This is a genomic window from Xanthobacter sp. 91 (assembly GCF_000702385.1).
GTDB classification, from domain to species: domain Bacteria; phylum Pseudomonadota; class Alphaproteobacteria; order Rhizobiales; family Xanthobacteraceae; genus Xanthobacter; species Xanthobacter aminoxidans.
In genome coordinates this window covers 398,144-415,254 of record NZ_JNIB01000001.1, presented here as the reverse complement: position 1 = coordinate 415,254, position 17,111 = coordinate 398,144, and the positions used below count along the sequence as shown (strand labels likewise).

At 69.7% G+C, this 17,111-nt stretch carries 16 protein-coding genes; 11 read left to right on the top strand and 5 right to left on the bottom strand.

What is annotated here, in order from left to right:
* Positions 1-124 precede the first annotated feature (124 nt).
* From A37E_RS0102140 to A37E_RS0102095, 10 genes are all read left to right on the top strand, one after another.
* Positions 125-4,024 (top strand): glycoside hydrolase/phage tail family protein, encoded by a 3,900-nt coding sequence (locus A37E_RS0102140; RefSeq protein ID WP_029555118.1) that lies wholly within the window; start codon positions 125-127, stop codon positions 4,022-4,024.
* Between the two features lie 29 nt (positions 4,025-4,053).
* Positions 4,054-4,755, top strand: coding sequence for a DUF2793 domain-containing protein (locus A37E_RS0102135; protein WP_029555117.1), 702 nt, complete (start codon positions 4,054-4,056; stop codon positions 4,753-4,755).
* Between the two features lie 33 nt (positions 4,756-4,788).
* Complete coding sequence (locus tag A37E_RS0102130; RefSeq protein WP_029555116.1) at positions 4,789-5,109, top strand: hypothetical protein; 321 nt, start codon at positions 4,789-4,791, stop codon at positions 5,107-5,109.
* Between the two features lie 14 nt (positions 5,110-5,123).
* A complete protein-coding gene (locus tag A37E_RS26760) occupies positions 5,124-5,267 on the top strand; it encodes a hypothetical protein (RefSeq protein WP_156026214.1) in 144 nt (47 codons plus the stop codon).
* 92 nt (positions 5,268-5,359) lie between these two features.
* Entirely contained in the window at positions 5,360-6,760 is a 1,401-nt protein-coding gene (locus tag A37E_RS0102120; protein WP_029555115.1) for a GDSL-type esterase/lipase family protein, read from the top strand.
* Positions 6,761-6,845: 85 nt separating this feature from the next.
* A complete protein-coding gene (locus tag A37E_RS0102115; protein ID WP_029555114.1) occupies positions 6,846-7,694 on the top strand; it encodes a glycosyl hydrolase 108 family protein in 849 nt (282 codons plus the stop codon).
* Positions 7,691-8,011, top strand: coding sequence for a hypothetical protein (locus tag A37E_RS0102110; protein ID WP_051678722.1), 321 nt, complete (start codon positions 7,691-7,693; stop codon positions 8,009-8,011). Before A37E_RS0102115 ends, A37E_RS0102110 begins: the two co-directional genes overlap by 4 nt.
* A 233-nt stretch (positions 8,012-8,244) precedes the next feature.
* On the top strand, positions 8,245-8,916 hold the full coding sequence (locus tag A37E_RS0102105) for a response regulator transcription factor (protein WP_024277889.1): 672 nt from the start codon (positions 8,245-8,247) through the stop codon (positions 8,914-8,916).
* Between the two features lie 39 nt (positions 8,917-8,955).
* The gene (locus A37E_RS0102100) at positions 8,956-10,374 is read left to right on the top strand and encodes a HAMP domain-containing sensor histidine kinase (protein WP_051679345.1); all 1,419 of its coding nucleotides are present in this window, start codon (positions 8,956-8,958) and stop codon (positions 10,372-10,374) included.
* A 224-nt stretch (positions 10,375-10,598) separates the two neighbouring features.
* Positions 10,599-11,036: a hypothetical protein gene (locus A37E_RS0102095; protein ID WP_024277891.1), complete on the top strand. Its 438-nt coding sequence runs from the start codon at positions 10,599-10,601 to the stop codon at positions 11,034-11,036.
* A gap of 115 nt (positions 11,037-11,151) precedes the next feature.
* Here A37E_RS0102095 and A37E_RS0102090 read toward each other — a convergent pair whose 3' ends face one another.
* Entirely contained in the window at positions 11,152-11,991 is an 840-nt protein-coding gene (locus A37E_RS0102090; protein ID WP_029555111.1) for a universal stress protein, read from the bottom strand.
* Between the two features lie 137 nt (positions 11,992-12,128).
* On the opposite strand from A37E_RS0102090, the gene A37E_RS0102085 reads away from it, so the two are divergent.
* Positions 12,129-12,764, top strand: a complete 636-nt coding sequence (locus A37E_RS0102085; protein ID WP_029555110.1) for a MarC family protein — start codon at positions 12,129-12,131, stop codon at positions 12,762-12,764.
* A gap of 34 nt (positions 12,765-12,798) precedes the next feature.
* Here the strand turns inward: A37E_RS0102085 and A37E_RS0102080 are convergent, their stop codons facing one another.
* Genes A37E_RS0102080 through A37E_RS0102065 form a run of 4 tightly spaced genes read right to left on the bottom strand, consistent with a single transcriptional unit; the run spans position 12,799 to position 17,109 of the window.
* Positions 12,799-13,860 carry a DUF3445 domain-containing protein gene (locus A37E_RS0102080; protein WP_029555109.1) on the bottom strand — a complete coding sequence of 354 codons (1,062 nt, stop codon included), beginning with the start codon at positions 13,858-13,860 and terminating at the stop codon, positions 12,799-12,801.
* Between the two features lie 14 nt (positions 13,861-13,874).
* Complete coding sequence (locus A37E_RS0102075) at positions 13,875-14,831, bottom strand: PDR/VanB family oxidoreductase (RefSeq protein WP_029555108.1); 957 nt, start codon at positions 14,829-14,831, stop codon at positions 13,875-13,877.
* A complete protein-coding gene (locus A37E_RS0102070; RefSeq protein ID WP_029555107.1) occupies positions 14,828-15,415 on the bottom strand; it encodes a dimethylamine monooxygenase subunit DmmA family protein in 588 nt (195 codons plus the stop codon). The genes A37E_RS0102075 and A37E_RS0102070 overlap by 4 nt, the downstream gene beginning before the upstream one ends.
* Positions 15,416-15,426: 11 nt before the next feature.
* Entirely contained in the window at positions 15,427-17,109 is a 1,683-nt protein-coding gene (locus A37E_RS0102065; RefSeq protein ID WP_029555106.1) for an APC family permease, read from the bottom strand.
* Positions 17,110-17,111: the final 2 nt, after the last annotated feature.

Below are 17,111 nucleotides of genomic sequence, written 5' to 3'. Positions count from 1 at the left end.
GCGCTGTCCGGACACCCGAACCCGCCCAACCGTGGATCGCCCGGGCACGCCGGGCGATGACGGCGCAATGTCGGGGTGAGGGGCCACCTTCTTCCCACATCCCTCCCATCCCGGAGCCTCACCCATGGCGACGCTGCTTCTCGGCGCGGCTGGCGGCCTTATCGGCGGCGCGCTGTTCGGACCCATCGGCGCGGTGGCGGGGCGGGCGCTGGGCGCGCTCGGCGGCTCGGTCATCGATGGCGCGCTCCTCGGTGGCAACCGCTCGCGCCATGCGGAAGGCCCGCGCCTCACCGACCTCGACGTGATGGCCTCCACCGCCGGCGCGCCGCTCCCCCGCATCTACGGCCGCGCGCGGCTCGCCGGGCAGGTGATCTGGGCGCTGAAGCTGAAGGAGGTGAAGAAGGAGGAGACGCAATCCGTCGGCGGCAAGGGCGGCAGCCTTTCGGCCAGCACGACCACCTACACCTATTACGCCAATTTCGCCGTCGCCCTGTGCGAAGGCCCGGTCTCGCGCATCGGCCGCATCTGGGCGGACGGCAAGCTGCTGGACACGCGGCGCCTCCACATCACGCCCCATCTCGGCGGCGCGGGCGAGGCGCCCGACAGCTGGATCGAGGCGAAGCAGGGCGCGGCGGGCACGCCGGCCTATCGCGGCGTCGCCTACCTCACCTTCCGCAATCTGGAGCTGACCGACTATGGCAACCGCCTGCCGCAGATCACGGTGGAGGTGGAACGCGCCATTGGCGCGCTGGAGAGCCAGGTGCGCGCGGTGACGCTGATCCCCGGCGCCACCGAGTTCGGCTACGACACGCGCAACATCCGGCAGGTCTATGGCGAGGCGAGCTACGGGCCGGAGAACCGGCACGTCACCAGCTTCTTCAGCGATTTCGAGGCCTCCCTCGACCAGCTCCTCGGCGCGTGCCCGAACCTCGCGCGCGTCTCGCTGGTGGTCTCCTGGTTCGGCGACGATCTGCGCGCCGGCCAATGCGCCGTGCGGCCGAAGTGCGAGCGCCTCAACAAGGCGACCGCTCCGGCGCTGTGGAGCGTGGGCGGGCAGACGCGCCTCACCGTCCCCGCCGTCTCCCAATACGAGGGCCGCGCGGCCTATGGCGGCACGCCTTCCGACGACAGCGTGGTGCGCGCCATCGCCCGCATGCGCGAGGCGGGGCTGAAGGTGACGCTCAACCCCTTCGTCATGATGGACATCCCCGCCGGCAACACGCGCCCCGACCCGTGGACCGGCGTCGCGTCCCAGCCGCCCCATCCCTGGCGCGGGCGCATCGTGTGCGATCCGGCGCCGGGGCGGGCGGGAACGGTGGACGGCACCGCCGCCTGCCGCGCGCAGGTGGCGGCGCTGTTCGGCACGGCCGTGGCGGACGACTTCACGCGGGTCGGCACGAGTGTGATCTATCACGGGCCGGACGAATGGAGCCTCAGGCGCATGGTGCTGCATTACGCCCATCTCGCCGTCGCGGCGGGCGGGGTGGAGGCGATCCTCATCGGCTCGGAAATGGCCGCGCTCACCCGCCTCACCGATGACACCGGCGCCTTCCCCGCCGCCGCCGCGCTCGCCGCGCTGGCGGCCGAGGTGAAGGCGGTGGTGGGGCCTTCCACCCGCGTCTCCTATGCCGCCGACTGGACCGAATATGGCGCGCAGGTGCTCGCCTCCGGCGACGTGCGCTTTCCCCTCGATGCGGTGTGGGGCGCCGATGCAGTGGACTTCATCGGCATCGACTACTACCCCCCGCTCGCCGACTGGCGCGACGGATCCGCCCATCTCGATACGGCGCTCACCCAGTCCATCCACGACCGCGCCTATCTGAAGGCCAACCTGCGCCGTGGCGAGGCCTTCGACTGGTTCTATCCGGACGATGACGCCCGCGCCGCGCAGGATCGCAGCCCGATCACCGATGGCGCCTTCGGCGAGCCGTGGGTGTATCGCCAGAAGGATCTCTGGTCCTGGTGGGCCAACGCCCATCACGAGCGCATCGCGGGTGTGCGCATCCCCGCGCCCACCGCCTACGTGCCCGGCGCCAAGCCCATCCGCCTGATGGAGGCGGGATGCCCGGCGGTGGACAAGGGCGCCAACCGGCCGAGCGCGTTTCCGGATGCGAAATCCGCCGAGAACCGCCTGCCGCCCTTCTCCTCCGGCGCCCGGGACGACCTCATCCAGCGCCGCGCGCTGGAGGCCATCCTCGCCACCTTCGGCGCGGACGCGGACACCGCCGACAACCCCGCCGCGACCCTCTATCCCGGCCGCATGGTGGAGCCCGACGCGCTCTTCCTGTGGAGCTGGGATGCGCGGCCCTACCCGCAATTCCCCTACGCCACCGAGGTGTGGGCGGACGGCGCCAACTGGGCCACCGGCCACTGGCTCACCGGCCGCCTCGGCGCTGCGCCTCTGGATGCGCTGGTGGCGACCCTCGCCGCCGATTTCGGCATTGCCGACGTGGACAGCGCGCACCTCTCCGGCGCCGTCGAGGGCTATGTGGTGGAACAGCCCATGACTGCCCGCGCGGCACTGGAGCCGCTTGCCCGCGCCTTCGCCTTCGAGGCGGGGGAGGAGGACGGCCGCCTGGTGTTCAGCCCGCGCGGGCAGGGCACCGTTGTGGAGGTCGCTACCGAGGATTTGGTTCAGGTGGAGGGCACGCCGCTTCTCGCCGTCACCCGTGCGCAGGAGACGGAGCTGCCGCTGGAGGTGACGGTGGGCTTTGTCGATGCCCTGCGCGACTATCGCCGCGCCACCGTCTCCTCCCGCCGCCTCGCGGGGAAGAGCCGGCATGTGACGCAGGCGGATCTCGCGGTCGTCGCCTCCGACGCCGTGATGGTGCGTGCCGCCGATGTCTGGCTTCAGGACCTGTGGGCGGGGCGCGAGACGCTCTCCTTCTCGCTGCCCCTCTCGTTGCTCGCACTGGCGCCCGGCGACCTCGTGCGGCTCACCTTCGATGGCCGCACCCGCCTCGTGGAGATCGTCCGCGTGGAGGAGGCGGAGGCGCTGGCGATGACCGCCCGCACCATCGAGCCGGAGGTGTTCGACGTGGCGCTGGCGGAGGAAGGGGCGGGGCACATTGCGCTGCCCGGCGCCTCCGGACCGCCCGCCGTGCGGGTGCTCGACCTCCCGGCCTTGTCGGAGGCGGAACCCGTTCCGCTGCAATGGCTTGCTGCCGCCGCCTCGCCGTGGCCGGGGACCCTCGCCATCTGGCGCTCCACCGATGGCGCGAGCTTCGAGACGCTGGCGCCCATCACCGCCTCCGCCACCTTCGGCACCCTTATCGCGCCGCTGCTGCCGGGGCCGCTCTGGCGGTTCGACCGGCACAACGGGATGGAGGTGACGCTTGAGACGTCTCTCCTCGTCTCGGCGAGCGAGGCCGAGGTGCTGGCCGGTGCCAACCTCCTCGTGCTCCTCGCCGAGGATCGCGCGCCGGAGATCGTCGCCTTCACCGAGGCCGAGCTGGTGGATGCGGGCAGCTACCGCCTCACCGGCCTCCTGCGCGGCCTCGCCGGCACGGAAGCGGCGGGGGCAGAAGCGTGGCCGGCGGGCACCTGCCTCGTGCGGCTCGACGGCACGCTGGTGAGCGTCGCCAGCGGCGTCGCGGCGCTGGGGCGCAGCTTCCGCTATCGCGTCGGTTCGGCGCGGGACGACCAGGGCGCGGAGGAGGTGACGGAAGTCGCCGCCACCATCTCCGGCCGCGCGCTCACGCCGCTTTCGCCGGTGCATGTGCGGGCGCGGCGGACCGAGGCGGGCGTCGCGCTCTCCTTCATCCGCCGCACCCGCATCGCGGGGGATGGATGGGAGGCGGTGGAGGTGCCTTTGGGCGAGGCGAGCGAGGCCTACCGGCTCGACATTCTCGACGGCGAGACCGTGCGGCGCAGCTTCACCCTCGCGTCGCCTGAAACTCTCTATGCGGCCGCCGACGAGATCGCCGATTTCGGCGCGCCGCAGGGCGATCTCACCGTCCGCATCGCGCAGCTCTCGGCCAGCGTCGGCGCCGGCGCGGCGGTGACGGCGACCGTAGCGCCGTAAGGCTCTTCTCCTTCCATCGAGGTCCAGCCATGTCCGAGCAATCGGCGAACCTGGCGCTGCCGTACATCGCGGCGGCCCAGGCGCAGAAGCATGTCACCCATAACGAGGCCATCCGCCGCCTCGACGCCTTCGTGCAGCTGGTGCTGGAGAGCGCCACCGCGCCCGCCCCGCCACCCTCGCCCGCCGAGGGGGCGCGCTGGTTCGTGCCGTCCGGCGCCACCGGCGCCTTCGCGGGCCGGGCGGGGATGATCGCGGCCTATGAGGCGGGCGCGTTCGACTTCCTGCCCCTGGCGGCGGGCTTCCTCGCCTTCATCCGCGATGAGGGGCGGCTCGCAGTGTTCGACGGCGGCGCGTGGGTCTCGCCTCTGGCGGCCAGCGCCCACCGCGGCGCCATCTCGGCCGAGGTACGGGAGGCGGATGTGCTCCTCTCCGGCGCCTTCGTGGACACCGCGCTCATTATTCCCGATCGCGCCATCGTGCTCGGCGTCTCCACCCGCACCCTCACCGCCGTGAGCGGCGCCTCCGCCTACGACTGCGGCATCGCCGGGGATCAGGCGAAGTTCGGCGGCAGCCTCGGTGTCGCGGCGGGCGCCACGAACATGGGGGTCATCGGCCCCACCGCCTTCTACGCGCCGACGCCGGTCCGCCTCACCGCCATCGGCGGCAGCTTCGGCGGCGGCACGGTGCGCGTTGGCCTGCACCTCCTCCTCCTCGCCATTCCCGGCGCGTGACCCGCGCCTCGCGCCCGCCTTTCGGAGCTTCCCATGTCCTATGATTCCAGCCGAGACCCGCTGCGCGGGCTCGCCGCCTCGCTCTCCTCGCCGACGCGGCTGATGAGCCGCATCACCCCCTCCGACAGCGACGAGCTTCCCGTCTACGCCAAGGCCGTTTGGGTGTTCGTGCCCGAGGAGGTTTCCGGCGGCGTCGCCACGGTGCGCCTCACCCCTGTCGGCGCGGACGATGCCACCCGCATCGACGTGCGCGCCTTGCCGGGCCTTCAGCCCTTGCCGCCGTGCCAGGTGCGCCGGGTGTGGGCGACAGGCACCAGCGCGGGCATCGACATCTACGCCTTGATCGACCGCTGAGCGGAGCGGCGGCGATGCTGTCCCTCTCCCTCTTCGCGGGCGCGGTCCTGCGCGGCCGGCGCGGCCGCCGGCCCCCGCGCGGCTTCATCTTTCTCGTCGATGCCGATGGCACGCCGCTGACCGACGCGGACGGCGCACGCCTCATCGAGCGCATCTGAGCCGCCGCTTCACCCCTTTCCCCATCCCCCGATCACCCGCGCCGGACACTCCGGCGCGGGCATGCCTGTGCTTTCGCCAAGGGAGTTGTTTCATGTCTTCTCGAAACTGGAACCAGAGCACTGCGGCCCTGAAGATCCGCCTCCAGCAGGCGCTGGATGCAGGCCGCCCGCTCTGGGCGCGCCCGTGGATCGCGCCCACTGCCTGGACCTCCGGCCAAACCATCCAGGTGGGCGAGGTGCGCAAGAATTCCGCGACGCCCGCGCAGTGGTACATCGCCGCCGCGCAGGGCGGCGTCTGCGGCGCCATCGAGCCGACCCAGACCAACGGCTCGGCCGTCTGGGACGGCACCGCCAACACCAGCGTCCTGTGGACCCATCTCGGCAGCTCGGCCGACTGGGACAATGTGGACGATCCGGCGGCGCCGACCCTGACGGCCACCGGCAGCACCAGCGTCCCGGCCGGCTATGTCAGCTTCAACCCGTGGGCCAACCGCCAGCTCCTGACGGTGCGCGGTGCCTATCTCACGCAGCATGTGGGCTCGGGCACCGGCATCGTTCTCAACACCTTCGACAGCAAGAGCGGCACCACCGTATACGGTGGCAGCGGCATCGCCTTCATGAGTGATGCGACGGGCATCTCGTTCCAGGTTCCCGCGTCCGTGCAGGGCATCCGGGTCTATGTGGACGGACGACCCGTCACCATGTCCAACATCGGCCCCAACCAGGGCGGCTGGTATTACCACACGATCGCCTTCGGCAAGCGCAAGGAGCGGCTGTGGGAGGTCTTCTTCGGCAAGGACACCGCGGCGATCTACAACGTCGCCATCCCGTCCAACGCCCAGATCTGGCCTGCGCCGTCGGTGGTCCCTCTCGTGGGGGCCTTCATCGGCGACAGCTACCTGCAGGGCTCCGGCTACGGTCCTTTCCTCGATGGCAACACGCTGTCCGGCCATGTCGGCCGGCTGATCGGCATCGACAATATGTGGCGCTTCGGAACCGGCGGCACGGGCCTGCTCAATCCGGGCTCCGGACCCTTCTATACCTATCGCGAGCGTCTGCCGCAGGTGCTGGCGCAGAGCCCCAACGTCATCCTCGTGCAGGGCTCCACCAATGACGCGAGCTATACCCAGGCGCAGGTGAACACGGAGGCGCTGGCCTTGCTCGATGCCATCCGGGCCGCCACCACGGCCCCGGTGTTCTGGTTCGGGCCGGCGCCGCTGTCGGGCGGGTATTCCAGCATCCAGATCGTGGATACCGCCATCGCGATGGCCATCGCGGCGCGGCCGAACAGCAACATCTTCTACAAGTCGCTGGTCACCTCGGTGCCGCCGGTCTTCATCGGCTCGCACAACAACACCAACTTCTCCGCGTTCAGCACCATCGGCGAGTACATCGGCGGCGACAATGTCCACCCGGTGGACAAGGGCACCATGTATCTCGCCCGGCGCATGGCCTCGGCCTACGCCAACGAGATGCTGCCGCTGGTCGCCTGACGCAGGCCATCGACGAGGCGGGGGCGCTCCGGCGCCCCCGCTTTTTTCCGTTTCTGTCGAGAGCCTTTTTCAGGAGAGCCTTGCCATGGCTGCCGAAAGCTTCGCGCCGGCGCTCGCCGCCGTGCTCCGCCACGAGGGCGGCTATTCCAACCATCCCGACGACCCCGGCGGCCCGACCATGAAGGGCATCATCCAGCGCGTCTACGACGCCTGGCGCCGCTCGAAGGGGCTGCCCGAGCGCCCGGTCCGCGAGATCGAGGATGCCGAGCTGAAGGAGATCTACCGCCGCCAGTATTGGGACGCGGTGCGGGCCGACGAGCTGCCCGCCGGCATCGACTATGTGGTGTTCGACGGCGCGGTGAATTCCGGCCCGGCCCAGTCCGCCAAATGGCTCCAGCGCGCGCTCGGTCTTTCCGCCGACGGGCAGGTGGGGGAGGTGACGCTCGCCGCTGCCCGCGCAGCCGCCGAGCACGCGCCGGCTCGCCTCGTGGACGAGATCTGCGACCGTCGCCTCGCCATGCTCCGGGCGCTGCGCACCTGGCCGGTGTTCGGCAAGGGCTGGGGCCGGCGCGTCGCCGACGTGCGCAAGCTCGGGAAATCCTGGGCGACCGGGGGGCGGACCTCCTCCGTCGCCGTGCCCGCGAAGGACGGGGAGGGGGCCAAGGGCGCGCTTGCCAGCGCGAAGCCCGCGCCGCGGCCGGAAGCCGGGGCGGGCGCGGTGGCTGGCGGCATCGTCGCCTCCACGGTGGCCGAGGCGGCACGGCAGATCGAGCCCCACACCGTTGGCTCGCCCCTGCTGGCGAATGTGTTCGCCACCCTAACTATCCTCGGCCTCGCCGCCACCCTCGCCGGCCTCGCCTGGGTCTGGTGGAGCGCGCATGCCGGTGCGAAGCGGGCCGAGGTGCTGGACCTCGGAACCGGGGCGAAGCCGTGAGCGGCGCGCTCGACGCGGTGGCCGGTGTCCTCGGCTATGCCGTGCCGTGGTGGGCCTGGGGCATTCCCGGCGCCCTCGCCGTGGCGGTGCTTCTGCGCCTGTTCGGCGTGCGGGCGGCTGGGATTGCCGCCGCTGTCCTCGCTCTCGTGCTCGTCACCCGGCGCGCCGCCCAGCGCGGCTATGACCGCGCCCTGAAGGAAGGAGAACGCGATGTCTCGAAGAGCCTTTCTGCCGCGCGGTCTGCGCGGGATGCTGCCGCTCGCCGCGACGGCGATGCTCGCCGGCTGCGCGACGACGACGGGTTCCGGCGCGACTAGGGTCTATTGCGGTGCGGCCGCGCCCATCCGCTGGTCGCTCTCCGACACCGACGAGACCATCCGCCAGGCCAAGGCCGCTAATGCGGTGGGGCGGCGGCTGTGCGGCTGGCGGTGACCCGAAGGACCAGCAAAGCTCACGGTGCGGCCTCCCGTCATCGCTGACAGGCGCGCAAGGCTCTGTCATTCTTTGTCTCTCTCGCTTAAGGAGGTTGTGGCGAAGGCGGAGGGGCACCGTGCGCTTGTTGGTGATCGAGGACGATCCCGAGCTGAACCGACAGCTCGTCGAGGCGCTCGGCGATGCCGGCTATGCCGTGGACCGCGCCTATGACGGCGTGGAGGGGCAGTTCCTCGGCGAGACCGAGCCTTACGACGCCATCGTGCTCGACATCGGCCTGCCCAAGCTCGACGGCATCTCCGTGCTGGAAAGCTGGCGGCGGGCGGGCAAGACCACCCCGGTCCTCATCCTTACCGCCCGCGACCGCTGGAGCGACAAGGTGCAGGGCTTCGATGCCGGCGCCGACGATTATGTGGCCAAGCCCTTCCACATGGAGGAGGTGCTGGCCCGCCTGCGGGCCCTGCTGCGGCGGGCCACCGGCCATGCGTCCAGCGAGATGTCCTGCGGCCCGGTGCGGCTCGACACCCGCTCCGGCCGCGTCACGGTGGACGGCAATCCGGTCAAGCTCACGTCGCACGAATATCGCCTGCTCTCCTATCTCATGCACCATGCGGGGCGGGTAGTGTCCCGCGGGGAATTGGTGGAGCATCTCTACGATCAGGATTTCGACCGCGATTCCAACACCATCGAGGTGTTCGTCGGCCGCCTGCGCAAGAAGCTCGACTGCGACGTGATCCAGACCGTGCGCGGCCTCGGCTATCTGCTCGCCGCCCCCGAGGAGCCGCGCTGAGATGGCGACCTCCTGACATGCCGGCCGCCTGACATGGCCATGGACGCAGCGCGACGCCCGCCGGAATACACGCCCGGCTCCCTCGCCTTCCGCCTCGTGCTCTCGGCCATGGCCATCACGGTCGTGGTGCTGCTGGTGGTGGGCTTCGTGCTCGCCTCCCTCTACCGCAGCTCCGCCGAGCGCGCGTTCGACCGGCAGCTGGACATCTATCTGAAGATCATCGTCGCCGACGTCGCCAATGCATCCGAGCGCCTCCCCGAGCCGGAGGCGCTGGCCGACCCGCTGTTCGCCTTCCCCAATTCTGGCTGGTACTGGCAGATTGCCCTCAATTCAGGTGAAAAGCTGGAGCGGCGCACGTCCCGCTCGCTGGTGGGCGCAAGCCTCCCACTGCTCGCGGAGCAGGGCATTCGCGGCCGCCCCGGCCTGATGCGGCAGGGCTATGCGACCGGCCCGGGCGGCGTCGCCCTGCGCATTGTCGAGCGCGACGTGGACCTCGGGGCGGATGCCCGTTACGTGGTTTCGGTTGCAGCGGTGGCGTCCGACCTTGAGGCGGAGATCTCCGCCTTCAACTTCTCGCTCGCGGCCACGCTGGTGGTGCTGGCCTGCGCCTTCCTGCTGGTGGTCATCGTTCAGGTGCGGTTCGGGCTGAAGCCGCTCACGCGCATCTCGGAGGCGCTGTCGGACGTGCGCTCCGGCAAGGCCGAGCGCCTGGAAGGCACCTATCCCATCGAGATCGTGCCGCTGGTGCGCGAGGTGAATGCCCTCATCGATGCCAACCACGAGATCGTGGAACGCGCCCGCACCCACGTGGGCAACCTCGCCCACGCCCTCAAAACTCCCCTTTCCGTGCTGATGAACGAGGCCGGCACCCGCGACGACCCGCTCGCCGTGCGCGTGCGCGACCAGGCCGGCGTGATGCGGGATCAGGTGGCCCACCATCTGGAACGCGCCCGCATGGCGGCCCGCATCTCGGTGGTGGCGAGCGTGTGCGAGGTGACGCCGGTCATCACCTCGCTCGCCCGCACCATGGAGAAGATCCACCGCACCAAGGACCTCGCCATCGACGTGCGCATCCCGGAAGACGTGCATTTCCGCGGCGAGCAGCAGGATCTCGAGGAGATGTTCGGCAATCTCATCGACAATGCCTGCAAATGGGCCTCCTCCCGCGTGGAGGTGGAGGTGCTGGTGGAGCGGCCGCGCACGCCGGGAGACCGGGTCTATTTCCACGTCAGCATCGACGATGACGGCCCGGGCCTTGATCCCGCCCGGCGGGTGGATGTGGGCCGGCGCGGGCGGCGGCTGGACGAATCCAAGCCCGGCTCCGGCCTCGGCCTCTCCATCGTGCACGAGCTGGCCCTGCTCTATGGCGGGCGGTTCGAGCTGAGCTCTGCCCCCATCGGCGGTCTTCGGACCGAGCTGGTGCTGCCCGCCGCCGCGGCGCCGCCCCCGACCACCTGACGCCTCGGGATGACGCGGGGCAGGGGGTGACACCGTGGCGCCACAGCCTGCGGCAAACCGTCTTCACACTGAGGCTTGCGGCGCCTAAGAGAGGCCGTCAGCCTCTCCGTCGCCCCATTCGGTGATCCGATGTGGTGGCCCGATCGTTGATGACGTGCACGGCGATTTGCCCGCAAAGGCAGATGGCCGCTGCGTCGCCCCGCTGTTTTGCCTGAGGCCCGTTCATGTCCGTCCGCGTGTTCCGCGTTTCTCCCGCATCCGCAGCGGTCCTCGCCCTTGCGCTGGGCGGGTGCGCGACCGACACGACCGGGACCAAGGCGACGGCGGCCCTCGCGGCCCTGCCCACGGCGCCTGTCATGTCGGGCACGGTCTCCGGCGGCCTTATCAGCGGTGGCATCGGCAACGGGCTCGACGACGCCGACCGCCAGCGCGCCTACGACGCCGAGATTTCCGCGCTGGAGACGGGCGGCCCCGGCTATCCCATCGGCTGGAAGGGCGACGGCACCGCGCGCGGCACGGTCATCGCCGGCCCGCCCTACAACCGCGCCGGCTACCAGAGCTGCCGCGACTATTCCCACACCATCTATATCGACAACCGCCCCCAGATCGCCCGCGGCGCCGCCTGCCGCACGGCGGAGGGCCGCTGGCAGCCGGTGAGCTGAGCGCCGGTGGAAGGCCCGCCGCCTGAGGCGGTGCGGGCGCAAAGCGGGCGTGACTTCTTGGGGTGATTTGGAAAAGCGACGCGAGGCGGCCTGAGGCGCGCCGCGCTGGCTGGCCTCAGTAGGACATCAGCAGGGGGACCTTGCAGTCCTCCAGCAGGGACTCGGTGACACCGCCCAGCACCCATTCGCGAATGCGCGAGTGGTTGAAGGCGCCCATCACGATGAGGTCCGCGCCGATCAGCCCGGCCTGCTCGCGCAGGGTCTCGGCGACGCCGTCCGGGCTCACCACCAAATTCTTCACGTCCACATGGACGCCGTGGCGGGCAAGGTGGGGGGCCAGCTCGGCGCCGGGAATTTCATGCGCCAGCTCCTTCTCCGAGCCGATGGCGAGCACTTCCACCGAGGCGGCGGACTTCAGGATGCCCATGGCGTCGTTGACGGCACGGGTGGCCCGTACGCTCGCATCCCAGGCGATGAGAACGCGGTCGTGCTTGAAGGTCTCCACCCCCGGCGGCACCACGATCACCGGCCGGCCGCTTTCGAACAGCAGCGCCTCGATGAGCCCCCGGTCGGCGTTGACGGTGGCGACCTCGGCATCCAGCACGGCGATGTCGTGCACCCGCGCCTGGGCGACGAACAGCTCCACCAGCTGGCCATAGCCGAGCTGCGGCGTCTCCACCGAGGCGGCGACGCCAGCGGCGGCCGCATCGCCCCGCGCCCGCTCTGCCACGTCCTGCGCGAGCTGCTTCAGCCGCCGGTTGTGGGCGGCGACGAGGCCGGTCGCGACATTGCTGACAAAGGTGTTGCCCATCACCACCTTGAGCGAGGCCGCCTGGATGGTCGCGTGGGCACCGGATTGCTGCGCCAGCGACAGGCCGTAGGCGAGCGCGGAGGACGGCTCGTCCACGCCCTCCTCCGTCATGCCGATGAGCACGCTTTTTATGTTCTGCACCATTTGGCGTTTCCTCCTGACACAAGATCAAGGTACCCGAAGGCTTCAGCTTGTCGTTGCGTCATGTCAAGGCTCGTCATTCCCGCCTGCCGGTTGCCAGCCCTTTCCCTTGAGGTAATAAGGGGCGCAAGGGAGCGCCCATGATCGATGATCTGAACCTGTTTGCGAGCCAGCTGGTCACGCTCTGGGTCGTGCTGGAGCCGCTGAGCCATCTCAGCATGTTCCTCGCCACCACCTCCCACCTCGACCGGCAGGAGCGCCACAAGGTGGCGGCGATGGGCACCGCCTTCGCCTTCCTCATCCTGGTGGTGTTCACGCTCCTCGGCCGGATGCTGCTGGAGGCGATGGGCATCTCCATCCTCGCCTTCCAGATCTCCGGCGGCATCATCCTGTTCTATTTCTCGATGACCATGATCTTCGGGGCGATGACGCGGCATGCCGTCACGCCCGATCCCGAGCGGCGGCTGGTCCATATCGCGGTCTATCCCATCGCGACGCCCATCGTGGCCGGGCCGGGCGCGATCCTCGCCATGGTGCTGTTCTCCGACAACAACCGCGGCGCGCCGCTGTCCCAGCACCTCGTCACGGTGAGCGTGCTGGTGCTGATGTCGCTGGTGCTGTTCGTCATCTTCTGGCTCGGCGACTACATCGCCAAGGTGCTGGGGGAGGGCGGAGCGAGCCTGCTGCGGCGGATCATGGGCATCCTGCTCGCCGCCTTCTCGGTCAATCTGGTGCTCAACGCCTTCCAGAAATGGCTCAACCTGCCGCCGATCTGAGCGGCGGCAGGCTGGTTGTCGCGGGGCCTGAGGATCAGGCCTCGATCTTCTCCATATCCGGGGCGATGCCGGGCGAGGTGGCCGAGCCGTCATCCAGCGGCGCCAGATAGTCCACCACCATCTGCTGATAGCGCGGGATGCCCTTGTAGGCGGCGATGTCCGGATGCAGGTCGCGCAGCACCCGGTGCAGCCGCCGGCGCCACTTCGGCACCTTGGCGATGTCTGCGACGCTGGTGAGATAGCAGCGGATGCCGAACAGGATGGCGTTGGAGCGGGGCAGGCGATAGAGCGTCTGCAGCTCCACGCGCAGATGCACCTTCTCCGCCACGTTCTCGGGCGTCACCGACGCCTTGTCCGGCCCCCAAACGGGATAATTCTCCGGCGAGGTGTCGAGGCGCGGGTTCACCGTCATGGTCCAGTTGAGGCGGCGCACCGGCTGGCCGTACTGGAGGCGCAGGAGATACTTCAGGGCGCGGTCGAACACGCCCTTCTCATGCGCCAGCGGCACCGGGCCGTGCCACTCCTGGAAGCTCATGCCGATATCGAATTCCAGCGACCAGTCGGCCTGGCTCGTCACCATGCCGCCGTCCACGAAGAGGTTGTCCTCGCGCTGGTCCTGAAGGGTGAAATCGCCCTGCGCCTGCCGGGTGATGTACTCGAACGGCCCGCAGGGCAGCGTCTCCGCCTTGCCGAAGATGAAGCTCTGCTGGATGCCGAGCGGCCGGTTCACCCAGGTCCAGGCGTCGCCGTCCTTCGACAGGGTGAAGTGCTCGGGATAGTCGGCCGCGAGGTTCTCCATGATCATCTCGAGGCTGTCCCACTCCGCCGTCATCATGTGCGGCAGCACCTGACAGCGCTTGGGGTCCTCGGCGAGGATGCGGGCGCGCTCCTTGCATTCGGCGATATAGTGCTCGTCAACGTCGAACTGCGCCTGGAAGGCGGCCGTGGGGCCACCGCGCACGTGCGGCTCGATGTTCACCGAATACATGTAGCTGTCTTCGGGGAACGGGAAGGGGAAGCGCAGGAGGTCCTCGGGCGACTTCTTGTAGGTGAAGGTGTCGCGGAAGGTCTCTGCGGGCTTGAACTGAACGGTCATGGGACCTCCCGGGATCACAGGTCGATGACGATGCGCGGGCCGCGGGCGCGCGACACGCAGGTCATAATGAGGGTGCCGGCCGCCTTCTCCTCCGCGGAGAGGAAGTCGTCGCGGTGTTCCGCCTCGCCCTCGACGAGGGGGGTGGCGCACTGGCCGCAGGCTCCGCCACGGCACAGGCACGGGGCCTCGACGCCGGCCGCCTCGATGGCCTCGAGCAGGCTCTGGCTCTCGCCCACCTCCACCTCAATGCCGGACTTGCGGAGCACGGCGCGGAAGGGCAGGCCGGTGATGTCACCGCCGAAGCTCTCCTTGTGCACCTTGGTCCTGGGCCAGCCGAGGGCCGCGGCGGTGGAGGCGACCGCCTCCATCAGGCTGTGCGGCCCGCAGACATAGACATGGGTGCCGAGCGGCTGGCGCGCGAGCAGGCCGGCGAGATCGAAGGCGGCGCGGCCGCCGCCGTGCACGCGGATTTCCTCACCCGCCGCATAAGGCGCGAGCAGGCGCTCGAACACCGGCACTTCCTCCAGCGTCGCGAGCTGGTGCAGCTCGAAGCGGGCCCCGCGCGCCTTCAACTCCGGCAGGAAGGAGAGCATCGGCGTGATGCCGATGCCGCCGCCGATGAGCAGGTGCTTCTTCGCGGTGGAGATGAGCGGGAAGAGGCTCACCGGATTGGCCATCTCCAGCACGTCGCCGGGGGCGACCTTGCGGTGGAGATGGGAGGAGCCGCCGCGCGACTGGGCGACGAGGCGCACGATGATGTCGTAGCGGCTCCGCTCGGAGGGCGGGGAGACGAGGGAATAGGCGTTCTTCATCACCCGGGCGCCGTCGCGCAGGGTGAGGAGGACGTGTCCGCCCGCCGGAGGGGTGGGGAACACGCCGCCATGGACGGGCTCGAAGGAGAAGCGCTTGAGGCTCGGCGCGAGCTCGACGATTTCGCGCACGCGCACATTGAAGGGCTGGGCGGCGGTCATGCGTAGAGCTCCTCGGCCTCAGGCACCTCACCCGGCACCTCGGCATCCACCTGGACGCCCATGAAGGCGGCGAGCCGCCGTGAGAAATGATCGCGCACGAACAAGGATGCGCCGCAACCCGGGCAGGTGAAGATGGAGGTGGTGACACCCTCGGTCACCGTCCGGCAGTGGACGCAATAGATGCGTCGCGCCTTCGGGCCGGCCTCGGCGAAGGCCGTCTCCTGGCGGCTGAGGCCGGCTTTTTCGGCGCGGCCCCACACGTCCCACAGGAACGGCTCGGCACCCGCCGCATAGAGGCGCAGCCCCATGGTCTCGCGGGCGAGCCGCTCCTCCAGCGCGGAGAAGAGGTGCGTCACGGACCGGAAGATGGCGACGCTGCCCGGCGCCTCCTCCATGGCCGGGGCGGCGGGCACGGCGCTGCGCCGGGCCACCGTCCAGACCTCGAAGGCGGAGGGGACAACCCCCTCCGCCAGTGCTTCAGCCGGAACCTCGGCCGCCTCGACCACCAGCAGGTGGTGCCGGCCGGACGGGTCCGGGGCCAGCGGGGCGTACGTCGGGCGGCTCTTCATACCCTGGTCGCTCATTTCGTCTCCGTTCAATAGACCGCAATGCTGCGGGCCACGATGATGACAACGGCGCCAAGCACGAGAGCGAGGTAGGGCAGCATCCCCGCTCGCGTGCCGGCACCGGGTTCGGCCTTGAGGTGCATGTCCTCCATCATCGCCGCCGGGAACTGACCCTTGTCCGTCACATAGTGGCGGAACAGGAACACCGGGATGATGGCGGCCGATACGATGAGCCCGGTGACCAGCGTGCCTGCGCCCCAGATGTCGGCACCCATGCCGAGCAGGAACAGGTTCACGTAGGCCAGCACCGTACCCATGCCGATGAGCCACATGGGGGCCTTGAAGGGGCGATCCCAGGCGGGACGGTCGATGCGGTGCATCCAGGCGGAATTGAGATTCAGGAAGTTGAACAGGATGTAGCAGACGTTGGAGATGGCGAGGATGAACACATAGTCCGACATCATCAGCAGGATGAGGTTGAAGCCAAGGTCCGTCCACATGGCGCGGGTGGGGGCGCCGTTCTCGTTCACGTGGCTGAGGTACTTGGGCAGCCAGCCGTCCACCGAGGCCTGGTAGAGCGTGCGCGAGGAGCCGGCCATGGAGGTGATGATGGCGAGCATGAGCGCGAGGATCAGCATCACCACGATGATGTTGTGCACCAGCGGGCCGCCCTTGAGCATACCCGCCATGGCGCTGGCGACGCCCATGCCGGAATAGATGTCGGCGGACAGGATGCCGTCATAGACCGCCGGCGTGGTCACGGTGCCGGAGGCGTCCACCACCGCCGGGGTCACGAGCTGGCCGAGGCCGAGCACGCCCTGGAAGGAGATGGGCACGATGGTGAAGACGAAGATGCACAGGAGCCCGGAATAGAGGATGGCCTTGAAGGTATCCTTCTTCGGGTCGCGGAACTCGCGCGTGTAGCAGACGGCGGTCTCGAAGCCGTAGGTGGACCACGCGGCGATGAACAGGCCGCCGGCCATCAGGGTGAGGCCCGCCATGTTCCATTCGCCGGCGATCACCCGGCCGGCCTCGTCCTTGGCGAGCGGGGCAAACGGCCCGAGATGGGCGGCGAGCACGTCGCCGGTGAACAGCGGCACGAGGCCGATGAGGATCAGCGGCAGCAGCGCCACGACACCGAGGATGACCTGCACCTTTGCGGTCTGGCTGATGCCGCGATGCTGGATGGCGAAGGCGATGAGCAGCAGCACGGCGCCGAGGACGAAGGTGGCGTTGATGCGCAGCGCGAGGCCCGCCTTCAGCCAGCCGAGATCCACCAGCGTGAGCTGCCAGGTATTGATGGCGGCATCGGGCGCGAACAGGATGGAGAGCACGTAGCCCGCCGCGAGGCCGGAGCCGATGGACAGCACCGGCGACCACGCCAGCCAGTTGCACCACACCGAGAACGGCGCGAGCAGCTTGCCGTAGCGCACCCAGGCGATGGCGCCATAGACCGAGGCGCCGCCCGACTTGTGCGGGAACAGGCCGGCGATTTCGGCGTAGGAAAAGGCCTGGATGAAGCCGAAGATGATGGACAGGATCCACACGAACCAGGCCGGCGCGCCCACGGTGGCGCCGATGGCGCCGATGGAGAAGAGCACGAGGGCGGGCACGCCGCTCGCGATCCAGAAGGCGCCGGTCCAGCTGATCTTGCGTTGAAGCGAGCCGGCCTCAGGCGCGGCGACCGCCTCGTTGGTTGCTGCGATACTCATTG